Annotated in this window: 25 protein-coding genes, 2 tRNA genes and 1 pseudogene; 8 read left to right on the top strand and 20 right to left on the bottom strand. The window is 68.0% G+C overall.

Annotation, left to right across the window (positions count from 1 at the left end; genetic code table 11):
- A partial coding sequence (locus ABZ027_RS38650; protein WP_356776927.1) for a YfjP family GTPase occupies positions 1–1,401 on the bottom strand: 1,401 nt, incomplete at its 3' end.
- Positions 1,402–1,851: 450 nt separating this feature from the next.
- The gene (locus ABZ027_RS38645) at positions 1,852–3,459 is read right to left on the bottom strand and encodes a dynamin family protein (RefSeq protein ID WP_356776925.1); all 1,608 of its coding nucleotides are present in this window, start codon (positions 3,457–3,459) and stop codon (positions 1,852–1,854) included.
- Positions 3,460–3,781: 322 nt separating this feature from the next.
- On the opposite strand from ABZ027_RS38645, the gene ABZ027_RS38640 reads away from it, so the two are divergent.
- A tRNA-Arg gene (locus ABZ027_RS38640) sits at positions 3,782–3,854 on the top strand.
- Between the two features lie 179 nt (positions 3,855–4,033).
- Here ABZ027_RS38640 and ABZ027_RS38635 read toward each other — a convergent pair.
- The 12 genes and pseudogenes from ABZ027_RS38635 to ABZ027_RS38580 all read right to left on the bottom strand — a co-directional run bounded on the left by ABZ027_RS38635 (position 4,034) and on the right by ABZ027_RS38580 (position 11,309).
- Positions 4,034–5,428: a site-specific integrase gene (locus ABZ027_RS38635; protein WP_356776923.1), complete on the bottom strand. Its 1,395-nt coding sequence runs from the start codon at positions 5,426–5,428 to the stop codon at positions 4,034–4,036.
- Positions 5,428–5,625: a helix-turn-helix domain-containing protein gene (locus ABZ027_RS38630; RefSeq protein WP_356776921.1), complete on the bottom strand. Its 198-nt coding sequence runs from the start codon at positions 5,623–5,625 to the stop codon at positions 5,428–5,430. The genes ABZ027_RS38635 and ABZ027_RS38630 overlap by 1 nt, the downstream gene beginning before the upstream one ends.
- A complete protein-coding gene (gene repSA / locus ABZ027_RS38625) occupies positions 5,622–7,001 on the bottom strand; it encodes a replication initiator protein RepSA (RefSeq protein WP_356776919.1) in 1,380 nt (459 codons plus the stop codon). The genes ABZ027_RS38630 and repSA overlap by 4 nt, the downstream gene beginning before the upstream one ends.
- The gene (locus tag ABZ027_RS38620) at positions 6,994–7,179 is read right to left on the bottom strand and encodes a hypothetical protein (protein ID WP_356776917.1); all 186 of its coding nucleotides are present in this window, start codon (positions 7,177–7,179) and stop codon (positions 6,994–6,996) included. Before ABZ027_RS38620 ends, repSA begins: the two co-directional genes overlap by 8 nt.
- An 86-nt stretch (positions 7,180–7,265) precedes the next feature.
- Complete coding sequence (locus ABZ027_RS38615) at positions 7,266–7,817, bottom strand: GGDEF domain-containing protein (RefSeq protein WP_356776915.1); 552 nt, start codon at positions 7,815–7,817, stop codon at positions 7,266–7,268.
- A gap of 92 nt (positions 7,818–7,909) precedes the next feature.
- Positions 7,910–8,209, bottom strand: coding sequence for a SpdD-like protein (locus tag ABZ027_RS38610; RefSeq protein WP_356776913.1), 300 nt, complete (start codon positions 8,207–8,209; stop codon positions 7,910–7,912).
- A gap of 24 nt (positions 8,210–8,233) precedes the next feature.
- On the bottom strand, positions 8,234–8,389 hold the full coding sequence (locus tag ABZ027_RS38605) for a hypothetical protein (RefSeq protein WP_356776911.1): 156 nt from the start codon (positions 8,387–8,389) through the stop codon (positions 8,234–8,236).
- A 12-nt stretch (positions 8,390–8,401) separates the two neighbouring features.
- Positions 8,402–8,593: a mobile element transfer protein gene (locus ABZ027_RS38600; protein WP_143614700.1), complete on the bottom strand. Its 192-nt coding sequence runs from the start codon at positions 8,591–8,593 to the stop codon at positions 8,402–8,404.
- Positions 8,594–8,614: 21 nt separating this feature from the next.
- Positions 8,615–9,310 (bottom strand): DUF2637 domain-containing protein, encoded by a 696-nt coding sequence (locus ABZ027_RS38595; RefSeq protein WP_356776908.1) that lies wholly within the window; start codon positions 9,308–9,310, stop codon positions 8,615–8,617.
- Positions 9,310–9,513, bottom strand: coding sequence for a hypothetical protein (locus ABZ027_RS38590; RefSeq protein ID WP_356776906.1), 204 nt, complete (start codon positions 9,511–9,513; stop codon positions 9,310–9,312). Before ABZ027_RS38590 ends, ABZ027_RS38595 begins: the two co-directional genes overlap by 1 nt.
- 85 nt (positions 9,514–9,598) lie before the next feature.
- Positions 9,599–10,953, bottom strand: a pseudogene (locus ABZ027_RS38585) (FtsK/SpoIIIE domain-containing protein).
- 2 nt (positions 10,954–10,955) lie between these two features.
- Entirely contained in the window at positions 10,956–11,309 is a 354-nt protein-coding gene (locus ABZ027_RS38580) for a hypothetical protein (RefSeq protein WP_356776904.1), read from the bottom strand.
- A 149-nt stretch (positions 11,310–11,458) separates the two neighbouring features.
- Between ABZ027_RS38580 and ABZ027_RS38575 the strand changes: the two genes are divergently transcribed.
- The 3 genes from ABZ027_RS38575 to ABZ027_RS38565 all read left to right on the top strand — a co-directional run bounded on the left by ABZ027_RS38575 (position 11,459) and on the right by ABZ027_RS38565 (position 13,780).
- On the top strand, positions 11,459–11,827 hold the full coding sequence (locus ABZ027_RS38575) for a winged helix-turn-helix domain-containing protein (protein WP_356776902.1): 369 nt from the start codon (positions 11,459–11,461) through the stop codon (positions 11,825–11,827).
- Between the two features lie 234 nt (positions 11,828–12,061).
- Positions 12,062–13,276 (top strand): helix-turn-helix domain-containing protein, encoded by a 1,215-nt coding sequence (locus ABZ027_RS38570; protein ID WP_356776900.1) that lies wholly within the window; start codon positions 12,062–12,064, stop codon positions 13,274–13,276.
- An 18-nt stretch (positions 13,277–13,294) separates the two neighbouring features.
- Positions 13,295–13,780, top strand: a complete 486-nt coding sequence (locus ABZ027_RS38565) for an NUDIX hydrolase (protein WP_356776898.1) — start codon at positions 13,295–13,297, stop codon at positions 13,778–13,780.
- 595 nt (positions 13,781–14,375) lie between these two features.
- Here the strand turns inward: ABZ027_RS38565 and ABZ027_RS38560 are convergent.
- On the bottom strand, positions 14,376–14,933 hold the full coding sequence (locus ABZ027_RS38560) for a hypothetical protein (protein WP_356776896.1): 558 nt from the start codon (positions 14,931–14,933) through the stop codon (positions 14,376–14,378).
- A gap of 597 nt (positions 14,934–15,530) precedes the next feature.
- On the bottom strand, positions 15,531–16,388 hold the full coding sequence (locus ABZ027_RS38555; protein ID WP_356776894.1) for a hypothetical protein: 858 nt from the start codon (positions 16,386–16,388) through the stop codon (positions 15,531–15,533).
- Positions 16,389–16,869: 481 nt separating this feature from the next.
- On the opposite strand from ABZ027_RS38555, the gene ABZ027_RS38550 reads away from it, so the two are divergent.
- The 4 genes from ABZ027_RS38550 to ABZ027_RS38535 all read left to right on the top strand — a co-directional run bounded on the left by ABZ027_RS38550 (position 16,870) and on the right by ABZ027_RS38535 (position 18,874).
- Positions 16,870–17,862 carry a hypothetical protein gene (locus ABZ027_RS38550; RefSeq protein WP_356776892.1) on the top strand — a complete coding sequence of 331 codons (993 nt, stop codon included), beginning with the start codon at positions 16,870–16,872 and terminating at the stop codon, positions 17,860–17,862.
- A 59-nt stretch (positions 17,863–17,921) separates the two neighbouring features.
- Positions 17,922–18,019 (top strand) — tRNA-Arg (locus tag ABZ027_RS38545).
- A 140-nt stretch (positions 18,020–18,159) separates the two neighbouring features.
- Positions 18,160–18,429 (top strand): prevent-host-death protein, encoded by a 270-nt coding sequence (locus ABZ027_RS38540; protein WP_356776890.1) that lies wholly within the window; start codon positions 18,160–18,162, stop codon positions 18,427–18,429.
- Entirely contained in the window at positions 18,419–18,874 is a 456-nt protein-coding gene (locus tag ABZ027_RS38535; RefSeq protein ID WP_356776888.1) for a type II toxin-antitoxin system VapC family toxin, read from the top strand. Before ABZ027_RS38540 ends, ABZ027_RS38535 begins: the two co-directional genes overlap by 11 nt.
- Positions 18,875–19,222: 348 nt before the next feature.
- On the opposite strand, the gene ABZ027_RS38530 is transcribed toward ABZ027_RS38535, so the two are convergent.
- The 4 genes from ABZ027_RS38530 to ABZ027_RS38515 form a co-directional block, all read right to left on the bottom strand.
- Positions 19,223–19,687 carry a GNAT family N-acetyltransferase gene (locus ABZ027_RS38530; protein ID WP_356776886.1) on the bottom strand — a complete coding sequence of 155 codons (465 nt, stop codon included), beginning with the start codon at positions 19,685–19,687 and terminating at the stop codon, positions 19,223–19,225.
- Between the two features lie 226 nt (positions 19,688–19,913).
- Positions 19,914–20,402, bottom strand: coding sequence for a nucleoside deaminase (locus tag ABZ027_RS38525; RefSeq protein ID WP_356776884.1), 489 nt, complete (start codon positions 20,400–20,402; stop codon positions 19,914–19,916).
- Between the two features lie 283 nt (positions 20,403–20,685).
- Positions 20,686–21,552: a tyrosinase family protein gene (locus tag ABZ027_RS38520; protein ID WP_356776882.1), complete on the bottom strand. Its 867-nt coding sequence runs from the start codon at positions 21,550–21,552 to the stop codon at positions 20,686–20,688.
- Positions 21,536–22,129, bottom strand: coding sequence for a tyrosinase family oxidase copper chaperone (locus tag ABZ027_RS38515; protein ID WP_356776880.1), 594 nt, complete (start codon positions 22,127–22,129; stop codon positions 21,536–21,538). Before ABZ027_RS38515 ends, ABZ027_RS38520 begins: the two co-directional genes overlap by 17 nt.
- Between the last annotated feature and the right edge of the window lie 442 nt (positions 22,130–22,571).

Below are 22,571 nucleotides of genomic sequence, written 5' to 3'. Positions count from 1 at the left end.
CAGGACCGAGATACGCATAGCTCGCTGGCATGACCTCACCCTAATGGGCCTTGTGAAACCCGGCGTAACCTTTCTGGCCCTGCCCCTCTCAGGGGCCCACGGCGTCGGCAGCCCGCTCGACGCCCGGTCGGCAAGCGTCCGTACCGCCTGCTCGACCTGCTGGCGCGCAGTGGCCTCCTCGTCGGCCTGGGCGCGCAACGGCAGCCGCCTGGTGGGAATTTCACGCCGGTCCTCGTACCAGCGCCACAGCCGCAGCCAGGGTGTTCCGCACGCGCGGTTGGCGTTGCGCTGCCACGCCCGCTCGGCCGCCTCACCCGCCGCGGTGGCACCCACCGCGTCCGCGAGCTGCGCGGCGAACTCGTCCCGCGCCTCCTCGCTCAGCCCGGTTCGCCGCCCGGTGGCGTAGACAGGGCGCAGCCGACTCGCGGCGGCGTCCACGTCGGCGGAGATCCGGCGTGCTGCGGCCCCGCGCTCCGTCACGAACTGGCCGAGTGTCTCCCGCAGTTCACCGACGCCGTCTCCGGTGAGCGCGGACAGCGCGAGTACGGTCGCACCCGGCTCACCGTGCTCGCCGAGCGCGATCCCGTCCTCGTCGAGCAGTCGCCGCAGGTCGTCGAGGACCTGCTCGGTGGCTTCCCCGGGCAGCCGGTCGATCTGGTTGAGGACGACGAACATGACCTCCGCGTGGCCCGCCATGGGACGCAGGTAGCGCTCATGGAGGATCGCGTCGGCGTACTTCTCGGGGTCGACGACCCAGATGACCGCGTCGACGAGCTTCAGGATGCGGTCCACGTGTTCGCGGTGCTGCACGGCGGCCGAGTCGTGGTCGGGCAGGTCCACCAGGACCAGTCCGCGCAGCTGTTCCTCCGCCTGGGGACTCTGCAGCGGGCGACGCCGCAGCCGCCCCGGGATGCCGAGCCGGTCGATGAGGGGCGCGGCGCCGTCGCTCCAGCTGCACACGATCGGAGCGGCGGTGGTGGGCCGTCGTACGCCGGTCTCCGAAATGGCCACTCCGGCGAGCGTGTTGAACAACTGCGACTTGCCGCTGCCCGTGGCGCCCGCGATGGCGACCACGGTGTGCTGCCCGGACAGCCGTCGCCGCGCCGCCGCCTCGTCCAGGACCCGGCCCGCCTCCGCCAGGGCCCGGCTGTCGAGCCGCGTACGGGACAGCCCGACCAGCTCGCGCAGCGCGTCGAGCCGCGACCGCAGCGGCCCGTCGTACGCGAGCGGCGCCACGGGTTGCGCACTGTGCGGCCTGGTCTCCGCGACGGGGACGTGCTGCGCGGCGGTCTCCTCGGTGACCCTCCGCGCGATCAGGCCGTCGTCCCAGGCGCTCTCGGAGTCCGTGCGGGGGGCAGGGTCGTTGCCTGCGGAGGCGTTCGCGCGGGCGGAACCGTCCATGCCGGCCGATGGCTCCTCACCGTTCGTCACGCGTGCGGGGCGGTCCGTGGTGGGCCTCTCGGGCACGCCGGACGTCCTGCTTGCGGGACCTTCGGTGTCCGCTTGCTCATCGAGGGACTCGGCAGGTTCGGACCCGCCGCAGTCGGCGACCTTCTGGTTCCGGACCACTGATTCAGGACGCTCACCCGGGTCACCTGCGCCACCGGAGTAACCCGCACGCCCCAAGTCACCTGAGCCATTTGAATCACCTGAGCCACCTGAGTCACCACTGTCACCTGAGCCGCGGCTGCCACCCGAGTCGCGGACGTCACCCGAGCCCGGGTTGTGATCCGCATGCTGCGTGCGGTCCCGACCCACGTCCCCGCCCCGATCCCGATCCCGATCCCCGCCCCGGTCCCGGTCCCGTCCCTGGTCCTGTTCCTGGTCCTGGTCTGTGACGGCAGCCACCGGTCACCTCTCCTTCTGCAGTACGGACAGCGCGGCGATGAGTTCGGCCTGGGTTTCGGGGTGGACGTCGAGCGCGTCGAGCGGGGCCAGGCGACGCTCCCGTTCCCCGTGCATGACCCGGTCGATGTGGTCGGTGAGCAGCCGCCCGCCCCGGTCGCGCAGCCGCAGCGCTCCGTGCGCGCCGACCCGCTCGGCGAGCCCCTCGCCGGCCGAACGCGCCCTACGGCTGCCGAGCAGCACGGTGGCCACGAGGGCGGCGACCACCTCGGGATCCGGGGCGACACTGCGGTCGAGGTCGCGGATCTCCTCCTCGACGTACTCCTCCAACTCCCGCCGCCACCGCCGTACGGCCATCCCGATCCGGTGTTCGGCGCTCTCCGGGAACGGGTCCTGGTCGATCAGCTCGGCGGCGGCGCCCGCCGGTTCGCGCCGCCAGGCCTGGTCGATGCGCTCGTCGGCCGCGGTGACGGCACACTGCAGGAGGGCAGCCAGGCTCTCCACTAGCGCGTCGAGGAGCTCCGGAGCGGTGCAGTCGACCGGGAAGGCCCGCCAGCGCTTCAGCGCGTCACCGGCGAGCACGGCACCGGCCTGGAGACGGCCCTTCACGCGCCCGTGCTCGTTGTCGTACGCCCCCTCGACGGCGGTGGTCAGCCGCAGCGCGGCCGCGTGCTGGGCGGCGGCTGCGGCGGCCAGCTCGGGCATCCGGGACTTGAGCGAGTTGAGGACGCCGTGCACCGTACGGGCCAGGGACTGCTGCCGGGCCGCCGGGTCCTGCGCCTGATGGACGAGCCAGGTCCGCAGCGAGGCCACGGCGGTGGCCGGCAGCAGTCCGCCTCCCCAGGCGGACTCGGGCAGTTCGGGCACGGTGAAGCGGGGCACGCTGCCGAGTCCGGCCTTGGTGAGCAACGCGCCGTACTGTCGCGACACCTCGGACACCACCTGGTGGGGCACCCGGTCGAGGACGGTCACGAGGGTGACGTCGTACTCCTTGGCGGCGCGCAACAGATGCCAGGGCACCGCGTCGGCGTACCGGGCAGCCGTGGTGACCATGATCCAGATATCGGCCGCGCAGATCAGTTCCGCGGCGAGGACGCGGTTGTCGGCGATGAGGGAGTCGACGTCGGGCACGTCGAGGAGGGCGAGACCCGGCGGCAGGGTGTCGGCGGTCTCGATCCGCAGCACGCGCGCGGGATTCTCACCGGGCAGCAGGAGATCTTCCCCCGGCTCCTGGTGCGGCACCCACACGCGTGTGAGGTCGGGCAGCACGCGCATCCCGCTGAACCAGTGATGGTCCTCCGGCCGGCAGACCAGCACGGGAGTCCGCGTGGTCGGCCGGAGTACCCCCGCCTCGCTGACCCGCCGCCCGACGAGGGAATTGACCAGCGTCGACTTCCCTGCGCCGGTGGAACCCCCCACCACGGCCAGGAGTGGCGCCTCGGGCTCTCTCAGCCGGGGCACCAGATAGTCGTCAAGCTGGGCGAGCAGTTCGTCGCGGTTGGCACGCGCGCGTGGGGCGCCCGCCAGGGGCAGCGGAAAGCGCGCGGCGGCGACACGGTCGCGCAGGGCGGAGAGTGCGTCGAGCAGCTGAGGCCGTACGTCCAAGGTCACCACATGCGAAGAATGCCCAATTTTAGGGGAATTCTGAAGCATATGCGCATGTCTGCGCGCCGACAGGACACAAGGGATGGAAGGGACGACTGGGACACGGGCACAGTCCAGGCATAACGAGTGCACAACACCCGGTGCGCAACGGGCCAAAAGCGGTGCACGATTCGTACCTGCCTGCGATTATCAGGACCGCTTCACCGAACCTCCACATCGAGCCACGGAGGCGAAGCAACAGGGACAAGTACGCGGGAGCCCTATCCTTGTCCCCGGCGACGTCACGGAACGGCCCACACCCGGGCACCCACGACAGAGGCCACCACACCCGGCCCCCGTAGCTCAGTGGATAGAGCAGGCGCCTTCTAAGCGCTTGGCCGCAGGTTCGAGTCCTGCCGGGGGCGCCTATCCTCACCCTTTCTTTGCAAGGGCATTTTTGCTGGTCAGAACGGGTGACATGTAACACGCAGAAGCCCCGGACCCTCCCTCGATGATCAAGGGGGGATTCCGGGGCTGTCCGGCTGTCACCGGGTTTTCGCGGGTGGCTGTGTCGAATACGTGTCGAAGTTCTTGGCCAAGCGGGTCAGCCGACGTCGGGCCGTTCAGGTAGATCCCCAGCGGCTTCGAGCCGCTTCTTAAGGTCGGGCAGCTGGCCCTCGACGCATCGGGCGTACGTGGCCAGCAGCACGGGGACGCTGTTCCCGGCCCACTCCGCCACCTGGGCGGGCGGGATGCCGTCGTTGAGCCACTTCGTCAGGCGCGTGTGCCGGTTGTCGTACACCCGCCTACCCGTGGGCGACTCGAAGACGTGCGGAGGCAACACCGCCTTGCGAGCACCGCGCCAGGCTCGGCGGATGACGGAGCCCGCGAGAATGCCGCCCGTCTCCCCCTGGAACAAGAGGTCTCCAGGCTTGAGCTGTTCGTCCTCGATGTGCTGCCGCAGGATGCGCGTCAGAGCGGGGTGCCCTGGAACGGCGCGCGTGTCACCCTCGGCACGGCCCTTCAGGTCGCGCTGTTCGTGAATCTCCCCGGTGTCGGTCCACTGCTTGCCGACCTCCGGGGTCGCCATGTGGAACAGGAGCTCGCACCACTGGTCTGCGGCACCGGGGCCGGGCAGCGTCACATCCTCCACCCGCATCGCTACGGCTTCCTCGGGCCGCGGACCGCAGTAGTACAGCGTGGCGAAGAAGGCGTGCAGCCGCTTGCCCCCGCGCGGCCGGCGCCGTATCCAGTCGAGGAATGCCGCCGCCTGCTCCGCATTCATCAAGGACCGCTTGTCCACCGCGCTCGTGGTCTTGGTGACAGCCGTCGACTCCTTCCCCTTGGGCAGGGGGTTGGTCCGCAGGATGCGCCGCCGGATCGCGTACTTCATGACGACGTTGAGGATCCGGCGGTGTCGCTTCCGAGACCAGGCAGCGGCCTGCTTGCCGTCGAGGCGTGTGTCGATGGCTCGCAGGACCTCGTCGACCTTCTCCAGGTCCTCCCAGGCCGAGACCGGAAGGGAGTTCCGTTCGACCCACCTGAGAATGGTCACCACGTCTCGCGGCGCTTCCGCTCGCCGGTTGGTGTTGAAGGCCCATTCACGCAGCGCGGTCCGCACGGCGACAGGGTCGAACTGAGTCGGCTGGACCCGCAGCAGTGCGAGGGTGGTCGCCGTAAGAGCCTTCGCGGTGTTCTTGCGGCTGTTGCCGCCGAGTTGAGGCCAGCGGAAATCCATGTACTCAACGGCGAACTTGTACCAGCTCATGGCGGCCGACTTGGAACGATGGGAGACCGGCAGGCCGGTGGAAACGACGAACGCCTCACCCTTGCCCGTCGCCTGTATGAGTTCGGAGCGGAATCCCTCGGCCAGCGCGGCGGTATCGAAGGGCTCACGCCAGCGCTTCCCCGCGACCACCCAACGCACCGTGTACGTGGTCTTCCGGGCGCCCTTGTACGTGAGGATCTTGTAGATCTTGACGTCGTATGTCGTCTCCATCAGGCGGCGTCCTCACGGTCGTCGAGCCAGTGCTCCAGGTCGCTCCGCCGAATCCTGAGGTCACCGTTCGGGAGCTTGATGCACCGCGGCGCACGCCTCTTCGCTCGCCAGTCGTAGAAGGTCGAGCGCGAGATGCTCAGCTCCTCGCAGACCTCCGCGAGAGTGAGCATGTTGCGCGAACGGGTGGCGGTGATCATGCTGCGGCTCCTTCCTGGGCGAGCTGGTCGCGTAGGGCTTCACGGGCGGTTTCGCGGTTGTGTTGGAGGTCGCGGGCGATGGTGGCGGCGAGGGCGGATTCGCCGGGGGTGTGGCCGTGTCCGGCGTACTGCCAGTCGGCCAGGACCAGGACGGTGTCCGGCTCGACGTCCTCGAGGCCGAGGGCTTCGCGTTCCTGAGCGGCGCGGAAGTCGGCACGGGTCTGGCGGAGTTCGCCGAGGGTGGTCGAGTAGCGGCGGGACTTCGAGCTGAAGTGGCCACGGAAGCCGAGCATGTGAGCCCAGGCCCACAGACGCCGGTCGGGGTAGAGCGGATCGAGCCGCTTGCATGCCTCGATGAGGCGGCGGGTGTGGTCGGGGACCTGGTGGCGGTCGAGTTCAGAGAGTTCGCCGATGCGGCGGTCGAGGGTGCCGGTGTTCTCGGCGGCTTTGGTGGCGTACTTGGCGACGTAGGAGGCGACGGCCTGTTCGGTGATGTCGGAGCCGTCTCCGAAGGCCTTGACGGGGCGTACGTCGAGCTGGGTGCCCCAGCGGAAGGTGCGGGCGGGCTGGTCGTCGGCGGCCGGGACTGAGACCGAGGTGTAGGAGTGGGCGGCGGCGGCATGGATCGCGTCGTCGAGCAGCTGCACGGTGGCCCAGGCCGGAGGCGGGGTGCCAGGCCCGTCGGGGCCGTCGATGCGGATGACGGCGTGGAAGTGCAGCGCGCCGCGCTTTTGGAACTCGGCGACCTTGCCATAGGAGACGCGTGCATGGTCGGCGAGTTCGCGGCGGGTGATGCCGGCGCGGGCGGCGATCTCGCGGCGCAGGCGCGTGGTGAAGCGCTGCCACAGGTTGCCTGCGTGGTTGTTGAAGAGGACGGCTCCCGCGTAGTCGTAGGTGGTCGGGTCGAGGGCGGTGCCGAGTGCGGGGTCGTCGGCGGGGTGGCGGGTGCCGCAGCGGCAGGTGCCATGGTCGGGACGGTTGTGGACCGGGCCGAAGGACGGGGCGGTGAGAGTAGCGAAGACGCGAGGGTGATCGCGGACGGTGGCGGGAATGTCCCGGCGGTCGTCTCCGGCGAGGCCTGCGCGGATGAGGTGGTAGGTGTCGCCCGCGTAGGTGAAGGCGCAGGAAGGGCAGCGGGAGGCACGGCGGTTGCCACAGGCGACGCGGAGGCGTCCACCGGGCTCGGTCTCGGTGGAGTAGTGGTGCAGCCTCTCGCCGGTCGTCTTGTCCTTGGTGATCGTCCAGCCGGTCAGGTGGATCGGATCGGCACAGCCGCCGGTGCGGCGGACCTGGTCGTGCCAGCGGTCGAAGTCATCGGCCGAAGCCACCCTCAGCAGGTCGCCGAGGGTGGCCGGGTCGAGCAGCTGCTCAGGCACGGGCGCCCTCCCGGTTGCGGCGGGTGCGGGCGATGCCGGTGCCCTGGCAGGTGGGGCAGTGGGCGGTGATGGTGCGCCGGTGGCCTTGGTGGTCGCGGCCGCCGAGGGTGACGGCGACGGAGGCGAAGCCGTCGCAGGCCGGGCAGATCCTCGGCGAGGGCGAGCTGTGGTGGGCCATGATGGTGGTTCCTTTCAAATTGCGGTTGGAAGGAACGGCGCCGGGTGGCGGCGTGCTTGGCGGCTTGTGCGCCACCCGGTAGCCGGTCAGCGAGAGGAGCGGGAGCCCCGACGGCCACGGCCCTTGACGGCGTACATGGCCGCGTCGGCGGCGGCGAGCGCATCGGGCAGGCACGGCATCGACAGATCAGCGATGGCGCAGGCCCCGACGGAGGCGGCCAGCGGCAGCGAGACGCCGTCGTAGCGCAGCGGCCGGTGAAGCGATGCGGTGAGCGCATCGAGGTCGACGGTGGCCAGGTCCCGGATCACGGCCACGAATTCGTCTCCGCCCAGGCGGCCAGCAAGGTTGTCGCGTCCGCACCAGGCGCGCAGCCGGTCGGCGGTCTCGACGAGGGCGGCGTCCCCGGCGGCGTGGCCGTGGGTGTCGTTGAGGGTCTTGAAGTGGTCGAGGTCGACCAGGAGGACGGCCGCGCGGGAGTGCCGGCGGATGAGGTGTTCGGCGCGGGCGGTCCATCCGGCGCGGGTGTGCAGGCCGGTGAGCGGGTCGCGGCGGGCGGAGGCGAGGCGGCGGGCGAGGATGCCGCCGTGCACGGCCCAGCCGAGTAACGGCGCGGCGCTTGCGACTATGTGCACGTCCATGACCTTCTCCTTGGCAATGGCGGTTGGCTGACGGAGCCCGGCCCCTGAGGCGGCGGCGTGCTTGGCGGCTTGTGCGTCGCCCCTGGGACCGTTCAGCGGCGGTGCTGGGAAGACATCAGCGAACGGATGACCAGGGCACAGATCGCGACCGAGGCGCCGGTGATCGCGACCGCCAGGAGCATCGAGACCAGGACGGCGCCGACGACCAGGACCACGGCCGCCCCACCACCGACCAGGGCGAGCACGGCGCCGGGAGTGAGCTGGACGGTGGAACGGGCAGACGCCGCAGCAGGGGCGACCGGCGCGGGGCTGCTGGTCGGCTTCTGGATGACGGCGGGCGGGGTGATCAGGCCGGTCGGCTGGGGCATGGCGGGGATCTTGGGGCGGATCATGGTGGATCTCCTTTCGCGGGCGGGTTACTTGACGGCGGTGTCGATGACGGGGGCGAGGAGGCTGTCGGCGATGAGGTAGCCGCCGAGGAGGAGGACCAGGACCAGCCAGAGCGGCGGGCGGATGAGCTTGCAGCCGAGGTAGCCGACGACGGCGAGGGCGAACCAGAGGGGGACGTCCATGGCGGTGGTCTCCTAGCGGGCGGTGCAGCGGTGGGTGCGGGCGGCGAGCTGTGCGGCGCTCTGGCTGGAGTAGTCGGCGGACCAGCCGCAGCGGTCGTTGGTGCACACGGCGGCGTGCTTGGTGCGGCCGTGGCGGTCGCGGTGGGTGCCGATCTGCACCGGGCCGATCCGCATCACGGAGTGGAAGTGGTCACGGGCAGGCATCGAGGTCGTTTCCTTCCGGGTTCAGGCGAGCTGGGCGGCGATGGCGGCGGCGAGCTGGGGCGGGACGCCGAGGCGGGCACGCAGGGTGTCGTTGTCGATCGGGCTGCCGGTGCGGGTCTGGTGGTCGTCGGCGACCTTGCGGGCGTGGTCGACCAGCGCGGCCGGGACAGGCACGGCCGGGGCAGCGGGCGCGGCGGGTTCGGTCGCCGGGAGGGGTTCGGCGGCCGGGAGTGCGGGGGTTTCCTCGGCCTCGGTCATTGCGACCGGGAGGGTTTCCGGCTCAGGCGAGGCGACCGGTTCGCGGTCGGAGTCGGGCTCGGGCGTGGTGGCCGGCACTTCGGGTGCGGGGTGGTCGGCGGTCGAGTGGGCGAGGAGGGTGCCGCCCATGAAGGCCAGCGCGGGCCAGGCAGCGACCAGGATGCGCAGCCAGGCCGGGACGTGGTGGAGGTCGAGGAGTCCGGCGGTGGCGACGTTGGCGCCGAGCGAGGCCACCAGGGCGATCAGGAACCAGCACCAGGCCAGCCGGGACGGGCCTTCACTGCGCAGCCGCCGCCAAGAGGCGACCAGGAGCAGGTCAACGCTGATCGGGTAGGCCCAGGCTTTCCAGCCGTCCTGTCCGGCAGCGGCGGCGAGGTCGTGCAGGTGGGCGAAGGACAGCGCACCGGCGATGACGGCCTGGACGAGGACGGCATCCACGCGGAAAGCGGGGCGGGCCATCACACGCCGCCGGGGTAGTCGGGGCCGCCGTTGGGGTCGTAGCCGGGCGGGAACGTACCGGGCGGCGGCTCGGGCAGCGAGGCCGCCAGGGACGTGCCGACGATCTCGATGAAGTAGAAGTCGGCTCCGGCGGTGTCACCGTAGAGGGCAAGCTGACCGAGCATCAGGACGGTGCGGGCGAAGTCCTCGCAGTTCGGGCACATGGCGGGGCTTCCTCCCTTCTGCAGACATGGCGGGGGTAGGGACCCGGCGCGAAGGCGGTCGCGCCAACCGGTGGAACAGAGGGGGTCAGGCGGTGGCGGGGGCTGTCTTGGACAGCGGCACCCGGGCCGAGGGCAGCGGGGCAACCGCGGGGCGGAAGGCCGCCAGCGCGGGCAAATCCGGGGTGCGCTCGGCGTGCTTGTTGCAGATGTTCACGGCCTCGCGCAGCGAGGTGTGCGGGGCACGGATGCGGGCCCAGCCGCCGGACGCGTCGCCAGTCACGGCGATGCCGGGGGTGTCGGTGGGGATCTGGATGGCGGCAAGGACGGCGTCCGGGGAGATGTCGCCGAAGGCCATGTTGGCGGAGGCCTCGTCGTTGACGCGGTGGGCGGTGCGGCCGGTGAGCTGGGCCCGGAGCATCGTGATGCCCTTGCCGAGTTCGGACCCGAAGCGCTGCCCGCAGATCTCCAGGTAGATGCCGGCAGCACGGCCGAGCTGGGCGAGACGGACCAGGGCAGTGATGATCCGGTCCCGGCGCTTCTCCTCGTCCTTGGTGGCGAACAGGGCGAGTTCGGAGACCTCGTCGACCAGGACCACGACGGGGAGAGGGCGTATGTCGTCGGGCAGGTCCCAGATGTCGGCGGCGATCTCGGCATCCGGCACGTCCACCGTGATCCGCTGGTTGGCCCGGATTAGCTGATAGACGCCTTCCATGTGGGCCACGAGCGCTTCCAGGAGTTCGAGGGCAGTCTCCGGGTTGTCGGCGAGCGCCGAGAACCGGCGGGCCAGCGGGAACAGTTCCACGCCCTGCTTGCAGTCGATGCCCACCAGGGCAACATCCGTCGGGGCCAACCCGGCGACCAGGTTGCGCTGGTAGACGGACTTCCCGGATTCCGTGGCGCCCAGGGTGAGCCCGTGCGGGACGGTGCGGTAGTCGCGGTAGTGGACCGAGCCGTCCTCACGCAGAGCGACGGGAACCCGCATGGGGCGGGTGTCGGTCATGGCAGGCATCTGCACCCGCTTGAGGACGTCATAGCCGGTCATCCTCAACTCGACGATCCGGAGCGAAGTTCGCGGGAGGTGACGCCGTACAGGCCGAAGGAGTGGCGCAGCCGGTCGGAGGCCGCCGAGACGTCGAAGGCGTCCTGACCGGGCCGGAGCTTGAGCCGGAGCACCAGGCCGGTCCGGGTCGGCCGCAGCCGCAGGATGCGCGGGGCGCGGGACTCCGGTGCCGGCCGATTGGTCATCCGGGCGAGGGCAAGGCGCCAGCGGGAGGGCGGGACGGTCAGCCCGCAAGCATCCATGACCGAGGCGTAGCGGACCAGGACTCGCAGGGCGGCGAGGGTGACCCCGAAGGCCAGCCAGTACCAGGCGGGGCGCCGCCACCGCAGGAGACCCGCAGTGGCGACGACCAGCACCAGAGCGACCATGAACCAGGTCATGATCAGGCAGCCTTGGACTGCGAGGCAGCGGCGGCGAGCGAGGTCACGGCCACCGCGCGGAAGGCGATCCCGTGCCGCTTCTGACCGTTGAACTCGTTCTCCCACGCCGAAGCGACCAGGCCGGTCAGCGCGACCGGGGTCCCCATGGTCAGGTCCTCGGAGACGCCGGGCTGCGGGACGGTCAGCTTGAGGATCTCCACCTCGTCCGGCGTGGAGAACATGACCTCCACCGTCATCAGCGTGACGCCGTCCTTGTCGAGGGCGATCTCACCGGTACGACGGTCCTTGACCTTCTTCTGCGGGGCCTTGGCGACCATCACGGTCGCGTTGGAGGTGTCGACGGGGATCTGTCGCATGACGCGCTCCTTGAATCGATCAACCTGACGTACTTAGTACGTCGTCTTGGGTTAGAGAATGGACCTGTACTACTTGGTGTGTCAAGTGATGTCTCGACGGCTGTCGGCGCGATGTGCTGCACTAGGTACGACAACCACTGAGAGGGGCTATGGCCGACTTCACTGGACGGGCCGCGTACTTGCAGATCGCGGACGACTTCAAGCGCCGGATCCGCGACGGAGAGCTCACGCCAGGGGACAAGCTCCCCTCAGAGTCGGACCTGATGGCGCAGCACTCCGTGTCTCGCACAGTCGCCCGACAGGCGATCTCGCGTCTCCGCGAGGACGGCTACGCCATCTCCCACCAGGGCAAGGGAAGCTTTGCCGCGTTGCCGGGCGAAGGCGGTCCCGCCAAGCGCAGCCCCGAGTTCGAACAAATCACGGAGTTCCTGTCTGAGGTCCGTCAGGATGTGCGCCGCCTTGCGGAGCGGATGGATCAGCTGGAGGACCTGGTTCGGCAGCAGGCTCGAGGGCGGTGACCAAAGCGTCAGCTCGACGCGCAACCTCTGCCAGCTCCTCACCAAGTCCCCTTACCTGGTCGATCAGTTCTCGCTTCTCTGCCGCGCTCAGCACGGTCGCAGCCCCTTCGTTGCCCTTTCGATCTGACAGCCTCTCGGCTTGTAAGCAACGCTAGGACCGGACGCACTCACCACCCCGGAAAATCTCTCCGGGGCCGTAGAGAGAGACGGGTGGACGCTCTTCCCATGCGAGGAATGACGACGAACCTGACGATCGGTGAGCGAGTTGCTTGGTACCGCCGTAGGCGCGGCATGTCCCAGGAGGTCCTGGCCGGGTTCGTCGGCCGGACGGTCGACTGGCTGAGCAAGGCGGAGAACAACCGGCTGGAGCTGGACCGACTCTCGGTCATCAAGACTCTGGCCGACGCACTCGACGTGTCCCTTGGCGACCTGCTCGCCGAGCCGACGCTCATGGAGTGGACTCCCGACAGCGGCACCCGCACAGTGCCGGCACTTCGGTCGGCGCTGATGAACTACCGGCAACTTACGCCCTTGTTGGGAGTGCCGACCGAGGGCGACCCCACGCCCTTGGACGAGCTTCGCGCCAGCGTCGTCGAGATCATGGACGCCTACCAGGCTTCCCGCTACGGCTTCGCCACCCGTCGCCTACCCCTGGTGCTGGCGGACGCTCTCATCGCGGCGCAGTCCTACGACGGCCGTGAGCGTGAGCAGGCCAACGAGCTGCTTGCCCTGACATACCAGAGCGCTGCCATGGTCCTCGGGAAGGTGGGCGAGGTGGACCTCGCTTGGATTGCCGCCGATCGCGGATTGGGCGCAGCGCAGCAGTCCGGCAACCCGGCGGTCATCGGCTCGCTCTTCCGGTCCGTGGGTCACTGCCTGCTGTCGACTGGCCGTTTTGACGCCGCCGTACAGCTCATCGGTGATGCGTCCGACTACCTTCGACCCGGCCTCTCTGGAGCCAGCCCCGAGTTCCTGTCGATCTACGGGACGCTCTTCCTCGCTGGATCCATGGCAGCCGCCCGGGCAGAGGAACGCTCGACCGTGCGCGAGTTCCTCGCCGAGGCCGACCAGGCAGCCCGCCAACTCGGGCAGGACGCGAACCACATGTGGACCGCGTTCGGCCCGACCAACGTCGACATCCACCGTGTGGCCACCGCGGCCGAGCTGGGCGACATGCAGGTAGCCGCCGACCTCGGACCGCGTATCGACACCAGCAGCCTCCCGACGGAGCGCCGGACACGGCACAACATCGAGGTAGCCCGGGCGCTGAGCGCACACAACCGCATCGACGACGCCCTGGCGATGATCCTCGAAGCCGAGTCCTGGGCGCCGGAGCAGGTGCGGAGTCACTACCTGGCCCGCGAACTCGTACTCACGTGGGTACGCAACCAGCGCGGCCGACCGAGCCGGGCCATGGCGGACCTCGCCGATCGGCTGCATGTGGTCTAGGTGGGTACGCTCGGCTGCATGGCAGCGAACGAGCACGAAGCGAAGATGGCGCATCCGCGTATGGCAGCGGGTGCGCTTTTCTTCGATGCCGGCGGGCGCGTCCTCATGGTGGTGCCCACGTACAAGGACTACTGGGACATCCCCGGGGGCTACGTCGAGACCGGTGAATCCCCGCTCCAGGCTGCCAGCCGCGAGGTACAGGAAGAACTCGGGATCACACCGACACTCGGCCACCTCCTGGCCGTCGACTGGGCACCCAACGCCACCGAGGGCGACAAGGTGCTGTACCTGTTCGACGGCGGCGAGCTTGCCCCAGAGGCCGTTGAGGCCATCCGCCTGCAAGCCGAGGAGCTGAAGAGCGTCGTCTTCGTGGCCCCGAGTGAGATCACGGATCGGACGATCCCCCGGTTGGCCCGACGAATCCTTGCGGCGATCGAGGCCCGAGCGGCGAGCGCCCCTGTGTATCTGGAGCATGGCCAGGCGCCGAGCGACGTAGTGGCGTAGCCGAGACCGAAGCCCCTCATCCCAGCGGGATAAGACTTTCCCTACTTCATCAAGCCCCGGCTGCGCTCCGCTCCGCCGGGCGCGCTTCCCGGCTCTGGCTGCGCCCGCGCTCCTGCCTTCGGCCCGCTCGGCGCTGCCGCCGCCGACGCGCGCCCACATGTGGATAGGGCCGGTGGCCATGAGTCGAACCGTATAGAGCTGCCCCCGGTCAGGACGATGCCTCCGGCGGGGGATCGGCCGGCACCGGGATGGGGGGGCGCCGTTTCCGCCCGCGGGCACGTAGTGGCGTGCGCGGGGTGCTCCCATCCCATCCACCATCGACCCAGGCAGAGCCGAGCAGACGCGGCCCATGGCGTCCAGGTCGTTCGTACAGTGGCGCGCTCCACCTGGACGCCATGAACCACGCCAGCTCCACGGTGTGTGGGTCGACGGCGGACGGGATGGGAGCTGGGGAGGGTGGTGGGTTGATGAAGGGGGAGGCGGTAGGCCGGGGTGAGCAGGTCAACAGACTGCCAGACGTGCCGGAAGCTTATGGGGCCATGATCACTCGCGCCAAAGCGGCTCCCGGTCAAAGTCGCTACGCCAACCTTGCGTGTCAGGCCCAACCGGGAGAGTCACCACCAAGAGCGCTTCGAGCCTGCTCCTGGAAGCTTCGGTAGGCCCGTCTCAGTCGTACGTCTGCTTGATCTCGATCGGGCGAGTCATAGAAGTACAAGCGCTGCGTTTGTCCGCATTTAGCCGCACATAGCCTGGTGTATTCAAGATTGAGGTCCCGACATGCTTCGACGAGCTCATCAGCGGCAAACTGGACCTGCGGCGGCCCTTCAAGGGTGACGTTGGAACCGGCCTCTTGGAGGGCAATGATCGCCGCTTCCAAGTCATCCATTTCATCACCTGCGGGATCATCCACATGCGCCGGAGGGACAAGCTTCTTGACCTCTTGGAACCCGCGAGCTGTCTCGTGGTAGGCGCTTAGAAACTGTGAGTAAGCGTCGCGGCGAGCTTCACGATGCATGACACGTCGTTGCTCCTCACGATCGATCTCTTTGTCTAACCGCTCTTGGCGACCCTTGAGCAGTGTGAACCCCCCGGTTACTGCTACGCCAGCGAGCGCACTTGCCGCGCTGATGAGTGCCACTGACTGCTCAATCATGTCCCGTCCCCTGGCGCGGGCAGTCGGGCGCATCTTCATAGCGTGAGGTCGGCCGACCGCGTGGTAACCCTCGGGTGACCCTATGACCCGAGCCGGTGTTCGTCATCCCCAGGATCGCGACCCGTTTTTCAGGTCGGCGGTGGGACTCCAATGGAGCTGCTGCTTTGAGTGTGTGGGGTCATAGGAGGCTTCGAAGCCGCTGCGGTACAGCAGCGAAGTACAGCAACCGTGGTGACCGCAGGTGAACGTCCCGAGCCGCTACCATCCCTCCGATCAGGTCGGGAGACCTCAGCGACCACCCCGCCCGTAGTTCGCATCGAGGGGCAGCTTGGCGCAAGCGTCGAAGACGGCCACATGAGCCACTGAACCCTGAACTTGAAGAGCATATGAACGCCGCCATGCTTGATATTGATCAACGTTATGGCGAGGACAACGTCGGCCCGTGGGATGACTGGGGCTGGGGCTCCGTCCATGGAAAGCTCTCTGCGCTCAGGTGGTTCTCGGGGAAGACTGGGACTTCCTTGACACCTGACGCCGACCCAGCGGGTTACCCCCCATGGCTACCCGAACCGAAGACTGAATCGGGACATGAAGAAATCAGAGTCCTGCAGCCTTTGATAGGAGCGTCGAGACTATTCCAGCGAGAGCGTTTAATACGAAATCGCGCATGGTGGAGGGCTCTGCCGCGGCGAGATGCGGAAGGACTATTTCAGGGACTCCGTAGGATTGATCCTCTATCTTACTTTCCAAGTCCCCGGTTATTCGCTCGATGGCTCCAGACAGGGTAAGCCCGGCGGTACGATCACGATGGTCTATCCGACCTGAAATCGTAGAGCTCCAGTCAATCGTAATTTCGCCGAGCTCGGGCATGTATCCGTTAACAAGAACTAGATCCGTCTCGCCAGAATACTTCCAGCGGCGATCGGATTGCAATTCGACCTTCCTGCGCAGATCATTAAAGGCCTTAGGGTCGAAGTACCATTCTCCTGAATTCTCACCACGGGCTAGATCATCAGGGCCACACAAAGGTCGAGCCCCTGTCTGACGCTCAAAGCTGCTCCCGCTCGTTGAGATGTAGTAACCAGGGAAGAACAGATCCCAGGTATCCCCCGTTCTATGGTCGAAATATCCGCCGCGCGCTGCGAGCGTACGAATCTCTTCGCTGTCTGGTTGAGCAAACAAAAATGCGAGAAGAAACGGCGTAACACACCGCGTCTTTTCTCGCGCTTCTATGTACTCCTGCTTAAGCTTCAGAAAATCGGGAGGAATCTCTCCGGGCCGCAAAGGAACCCCTCGGGCCCGCATTTTGGCCTTCCAGTCTCTTCTGTATTTTTTCTTCAAACTGAGCCGAGTTGCTACGGAAGCAGTATGCTGCTCTTGCTGACGCCTATGGAGTTGCCCCAATACCGTCCATGCTCGCGCGGGCTCTTTATCCCAGGAAATTGCTGGAATCATGTTATCGGGGCCCTTCTCTGCTGCCGGTGACCGTATGATCTCCAGGGAACATCGGATGGCCGCTGAGGACAACCTCTGCGTCCTGTGCTACAGAGTCCGCCGAGCCTCGACATTTCCCAGCCACATGAAGCCGGCCTCGAACTCCCAAGCGGTGGTCAGCGCACCATGGACAATCTGTGGACAGGAGCGGCCTAACCCAGCGCCGGTGAGGGCCCTGACCAGCCACTGTCCCTAGGACCGAAACGCCCTCCGGAGCCGTTGCTGTGACGGAATGTTGTGACTGTCCGCTGCCAAAGACGCTGCCTATATGTGAGCGAGGCTGACGAACCATCGCGTTTCTACCCCACCGAGGACCTTCCCGCGTCAGACTGCTGGGAGTGCTCTTCACGGGCCTGTGAGAGCCAGCACAGGCCCGTGAAGAGCCGCCGTCGGACGTAGTTACACACCGGGGGGAGCCGTGAGCGAGGCCGGGGGGACTCAGGTGACCGATCAGCGCAACAGCGACGAGCAGGACGCCCAACAGAAGCGTCGGGTGGTGCGCCGGCGGCGGGACATGGATTTCACGCCCGTGCGCAACGGCATGGATTTCCTGCTCAGCGCTTTCGACCACCTGAGCCAGCGCAACGGCGAGCCGGGCGCACGGGATTTGAAATATGCGGTTCTTCACCTGCAGGCGGCCGTCGAGGTGCTACTCAAGGCCCGACTGATCCGCGAACACTGGAGCCTTGTCTTCAGCGACCTGAACAAGGCGAAGAGGAGCGACTACGAGAAGGGCAGCTTCAACAGTTGCTCCGTTCTCGGTGCCGTTGACCGACTGAACAACATCGTCGCCCTGCAGATCACGAAGGAGCAGAGGCAGGCCATCGATAACCTGGCCGACACCCGCAATGCACTCACGCACCTAGGGCACACGGGCAGCGTCTACGCGGTCGAAGCCCAAGCCGCCGTGGTGCTCGACTTCCTGCTGACCTTCATCCACGAGGAACTGTGGCCCAAACTGACCAGCGAAGGCCCTTACGTATTGAACACCATGCACCAGCTCCGCGCCCGCCTGGGTGAGGTCAAGGCACTCGTCAAGCAACGATCCCAGCGACTGGAGAAGGAGCTGCAACCCCTGGCCGGCCACACGGTGCAATGTCCGGAGTGCCAACAATGGTCAGTCGTCCTCGGTGATGACCCAACCTGCCGCTTCTGCCTGATGGACTTCACTCCCTATGAGGCGGCGCAGTGGTACGCGGAGGATGGGTACGCCGCGAGCGACAAGCTGTCCCTCTGTCCGAGGTGCAACACACACACCGTCGTCATCGGCGCCAGCGTGGCACAGAACAAGAGGGCCGGTGCGGACATCTGCTTCGGATGCACTACCGAGTACACCAACTGGCGCCTATGCGAGGCGTGCGGTGAGTTCGTGCCTCCCGACAAGGAGCCGTCGATCTGTGATGGCTGCCTTGGCGACTACTACGAGCAGTTCTGAAAGTGGACGTTGGCGCCCCCTGTCGAATACGTGTCGAAGGCGCCGATCTATCGCGCTCAGCGTCCGTGGAGCACCAGGTCAGCAGGGATGCGCTGGCGATCACACCAAGCGCCTTCTAAGCGCTTGGCCGCAGGTTCGAGTCCTGCCGGGGGCGCCACCTGCCTTTCACCTGCGGAAACGCGTGAGGGGCTGTTTCATATTCAGATGCACATCGCTCTGCGAGCAGGCGCCCGCGCCTCTCCGCGATCGTGGGTAACGCTGTAGCACCGGGTAGCACACTTCGTTATCGTGGACAGCATGACAGCGCAGCCGGAGATCACACAGCGCGATCTGCGCACCCGCTCCAAAGAGATCATGGACGCCGTCCAGGGAGGACAGGCGTTCACCGTCACCCGCGACGGGCACCATATCGGCGAGCTGATCCCGCTCCGCCGCCGTCGCCGCTTCGTTCCCCGTGCCGAGTTCGCGGCCATGTCACGTACCGCCCCTGACATCTCGCTGGACGCCTTCCGTGACGACCAGGATGCCGTCGTCGAGCAGGAGTTGGACGACCCGTATGCCCGTTGAGCACGAGCAGGGCCTGCTCGACACCAACATCATGATCCTGCGCAAGTGGATCGACGCCGACGAGCTACCTGCCGAGATGGCCATCAGCGCCATCACCCTCGCGGAACTCTCCGCTGGCCCCCACCAGGTGCGCGGCGGCGAACAGAGCGACTACGACGAACACGTGGAGCGGGCCCGCCGCATGGACGTCCTGCAGCGCGCCGAGAACGAATTCGACCCCATCCCCTTCGACGTGGAGGCGGCCCGCATCTACGGCAGAATCTGCGCCGCGGTCGTCTCCGCAGGCCGCAAGCCCCGTCGCCGTGTGGCCGACCTGATGATCGCCGCCGTCGCGGCCGCCGAGGGGCTCCCCCTCTTCACCACCAACCCCGACGACTTCAAGGGCCTCGACGACTTGATCACCATCGTGCCCGTCACCCGGCCCGAGAACCCGCACGACCGGTAGTGCCACGTCGCCCGCCGGTCGTCGCGCACATCGTCCAGGAGCTTCTTCGCTTCAGCGACGGACAGGCACCGGCCGACGCGGTACCGCGGAGTCCGCACCTGCACCAGCTTCGCTACGTTGCGCTGAACCAGCTCCTCCCGGACCGCGTTACCGGCCACGGGCCCGTAGGGGCGTGCGTGGGGTGCTCCCATCCCGTCCACCGTCGACCCCGGCAGAGCCGAGCAGAAGCGGACCCTGGCGTCCAGGTCGTTCGTACAGTAGCGCGCTCCGCCTGGACGCCAGGAACCACGCCCGCTCCACGGTGTGTGGATCGACGGCGGACGGGATGAAGCCGGGGTAGTGGGGGGCTCAGGCGGGGTCCTCGTCGAGCACCAGCATGATGTGCTCATGCTCGCCGTACCGAACCGTCTCGGTTCGCCGGAAGCCGTGTTTCTCCAGCAGACGCACCGAGCCGGTGTTCCCCACAAAGGGGTCGGCGTGCAGGGGACGGGCCTTCTCCCGCTCCAGGAACAGCGCCAGTGCCTGCGTACCGATACCCCGTCCCCAGTACTGCCTGCCGAGCCAGTATCCGATGAAGCGCCGGCCCTCGCCCCACCACGCCACCACATTGCCCGCCAGTTCTCCGTCGACGGTGACGGCCTGCACGAAGACGGTGGGGTCCCCAAGGATTTTCGTCGTCCAGTGGGTCATGAAGGCTTCCCGTTCCCGGGGTGGGAACTTCGACCGCTGGACGGCTTCGGGATCGTGCTCCTGCGCGAAGAACTGCTCCAGATCGGCCTGTCCGACGTCTCTTAAACGCACCTGATCGCTCATGCCGATGGAGTCTGTCACCAGCCACTGACACTCCCGGGAGGAAGAAGTCGGTCGGCTGACATCAACAACTGACACCGACGGATGCGGACGCCACCGGCCAACACCGAGCAGTGCGGCCTGTATGACCGTGACTGACCGATCCATCCAGAGCTTCGGATCAGAAGACCCATCGAGGCTCCGTCGGCCGCGTGACGCATGCCCCACGTTGAATCTCAGTGATCAAGAGCTAGTCGCGCCGCCTCGCACCGTGGAATGTGCGGTGCAGTTCGCGGACCTCCGGCACCAATTCCGGGACCGGACCCTCCACCACCACACCAGGAGCTACCTGGTTGACTGGCAGAGGTCGCACTGGAGGTGCCGGCACCCCCAACTCGCCAAGCCACGCTGCTAGTTGCTCGGAAGAGGCTACGTACACGATGCGCCCGAGGCCAACCCAGGCGTGCGCGGCCGCGCACATCGGGCAGTGCTCGCCGGAGGTGTAGACGGTCGCGGCCGTCCGCTGCTCGGGCGTCAGGTGGGCGGCGGACCAGCGGGCCAGCTCGAACTCGGGGTGCCGGGTGTGGTCTCCAGAGGCCACCTCGTTGTGGCCCTCGGCGAGCACCAGGCCGTCAGCGCCCACCAGCACCGAACCGAACGGCTCGTCCCCCTTCGCCAGTGCCTCGGCCGCCAGCTCCACGCAGCGGCGCAAGTACGGCAGTTGGGCATCCGTCGCCATGACGTACGGTCCTCCTCACCTCACGATCTTCGGGCGCAGCATACGTCCGCCCGTGGCGACCGGGGAGGTGTACCTGCAGGGCGGCCGCACATACGAAACGCGGAAGCCCCGGTCCCTCCCCCGACGATCAGGGGACTCCGGGGCTGTCCAGCTGTCACCAGACGTGCGTGAGGATCCTGCCCATCTTGACGTCGTACGCCGTCACCACCACGCGGCGCCCACACGCACCTTTTGAGTGATCTGCACGACGTCACGCCGCACGTTCGAAGGCCGTCTCCAGGACCTACGCGTACCGGTAGATGGAGCTGTGGTCCTCCATTTCCGCGGGTGTCACGCCCCACGGCGGCATCTTCTCGTGTCGCGCGATGATCCGGCCGCGCTGGGGGTCGCCCTGGCCGGGAGGGTTCTTGGGGAGATAGCGGGCGTCGCGATGGCGCCGCTGCCAGCGGGACCACACGAGGTCGACGAAGGCGTGGTGCATCCAGAAGACCGGGTCGTTGACGGAGGCGCCGCCCGCCATGTGGCCGCCGACCCATCGGTGGACCCGGTTGTGGTTGCGCCACGACAGGGGGGCGCGCCCCTGCCCCCACCCCTCCAGCCTGTTGCGGAACCCTTTGGTGGAGACGGAGTTCCAGGGGGCCGTGTCGTAGACCGGATCCGCGAGGGCGGTCTCCAGATCAGCGGGTGTGGGCAGGGAGATGGGGTCCCGGGGGCGGCCCAGGTCCCGCATGAGGTAGTCGGCGTCGGTGAAGCTTTCCTTGATGGGCCAGTTGCCGTGCTGGTAGGCGAAGGGGCCGGTCATGACCTGCCGGTCGGAGCGTCGACCGGTGCCGCCGAGCAGGTCGTCGGTCCACGGGACGGCCGTCGAGGTGCGGTCGCGCGTCCAGTCCCAGTACGGCAGGGTCACCGAGTCGTCCACGCGGCGCAGCGCCCGCTCCATGCCCAGCAGCAACCTGCGGTGCCACGGCAGGAAGGAGGGGGTCATGTGGGCCGCGCGCAGGCCGCCCTCACCGTCGGGGACGTAGTACTTGATGTGCATGCGCACGAAGTCGTCGTACTCACCGCGGCGTTTGACCTCGATGAGCGCGGCGACGAACCGGCGCCGCTCGGACGGCGTGAGCTTGCTGACGTCCTTACGCGTGTACACCATGCTGATGGCCCCCCTGTGTTCCCCGGCCGCCGCTCGGCGTACCGCTGTCACCCGTGTGGGCGCCGCTTGAGTCCCACACGCCCAACCGTGCGGTGCCGAGTTCGTCGACGGCCGCGCGCGCCGCGGCGAGCGGTGTCGGATACGACTGGTAATGGTCGATCATGGTCATCCAACTGCCGTCCACGCGCCGCATCAGGTGCAGTGGCCGGCCGTCCACGGTGACGTGCCACGCGTCGGAGGTGTCGTCCCCGGCCCGCGGGTCGTCGTGTCTGCCTCCGACGATGCGCCGTCCGCGATACGTCTCGTCGAACCCCGGGTCGTCCTGCGAGAGCAGCGCGGCCAGGACCGGGGCGAGCGTCGCACCGGCCGCGGACGCGACCAGCCCCCGCAGGAGCAGCCTCCGCCTGGCGGACTTCGGGGAGGTGACGACGGGAGTGGGGCACGGGGGCGCGGTCAAGGGCGAGGCGTCGACCCGGAGTGTCGGGGAGTCGGCGGCGGGCCTCGTGGAGTCGGCCTCCGTGGAGAGGGCCGTGGAACTCGCGGAGCGAGGCGTCGTGCTGTTCGCCGATCCGGTCATGGCTTCCCCCTGACCGGACCTCGACGACCGCCCACGGGCCATGGCGCGCAAGGGGGTTGTGAGACGGCGACGGAGGCGAAACCGACCATCAGGACGTCGGAGGGCGTTTCGCTGGTGGTTGAGGTCACCGCGGCACCCTACTGACGTTCCGGTACACACTCGGACTTTCTCTCACTCGAAAGAGCCACTCGCGTCGAGATAACCACACGAAAGAGGGGTTCACGGTGCGGCGGTCGGTACTGCTGGCGGGTGGGACCGGTACGGGCGAGCACGGACATCCGGCAGGCAACGCAGAGGGCCGGCTCCCCTCCGCGCGGAATCGCAACGCAGAGGGCCGGCTCCCCTCCGCGCGGAATCGCAACGCAGAGGGCCGACTCCGCTCGGCGCGGAATCGGCCCTCTGCCACGTACCACCGGGAAATGCCAGAAGCGCTGCGAATCAG

Source organism: Streptomyces sp. NPDC006332 (assembly GCF_040612855.1).
Classification (GTDB): domain Bacteria; phylum Actinomycetota; class Actinomycetes; order Streptomycetales; family Streptomycetaceae; genus Streptomyces.
Note: the sequence above shows the minus strand (reverse complement) of the source record. Positions and strands in the feature narration are given on the sequence as shown.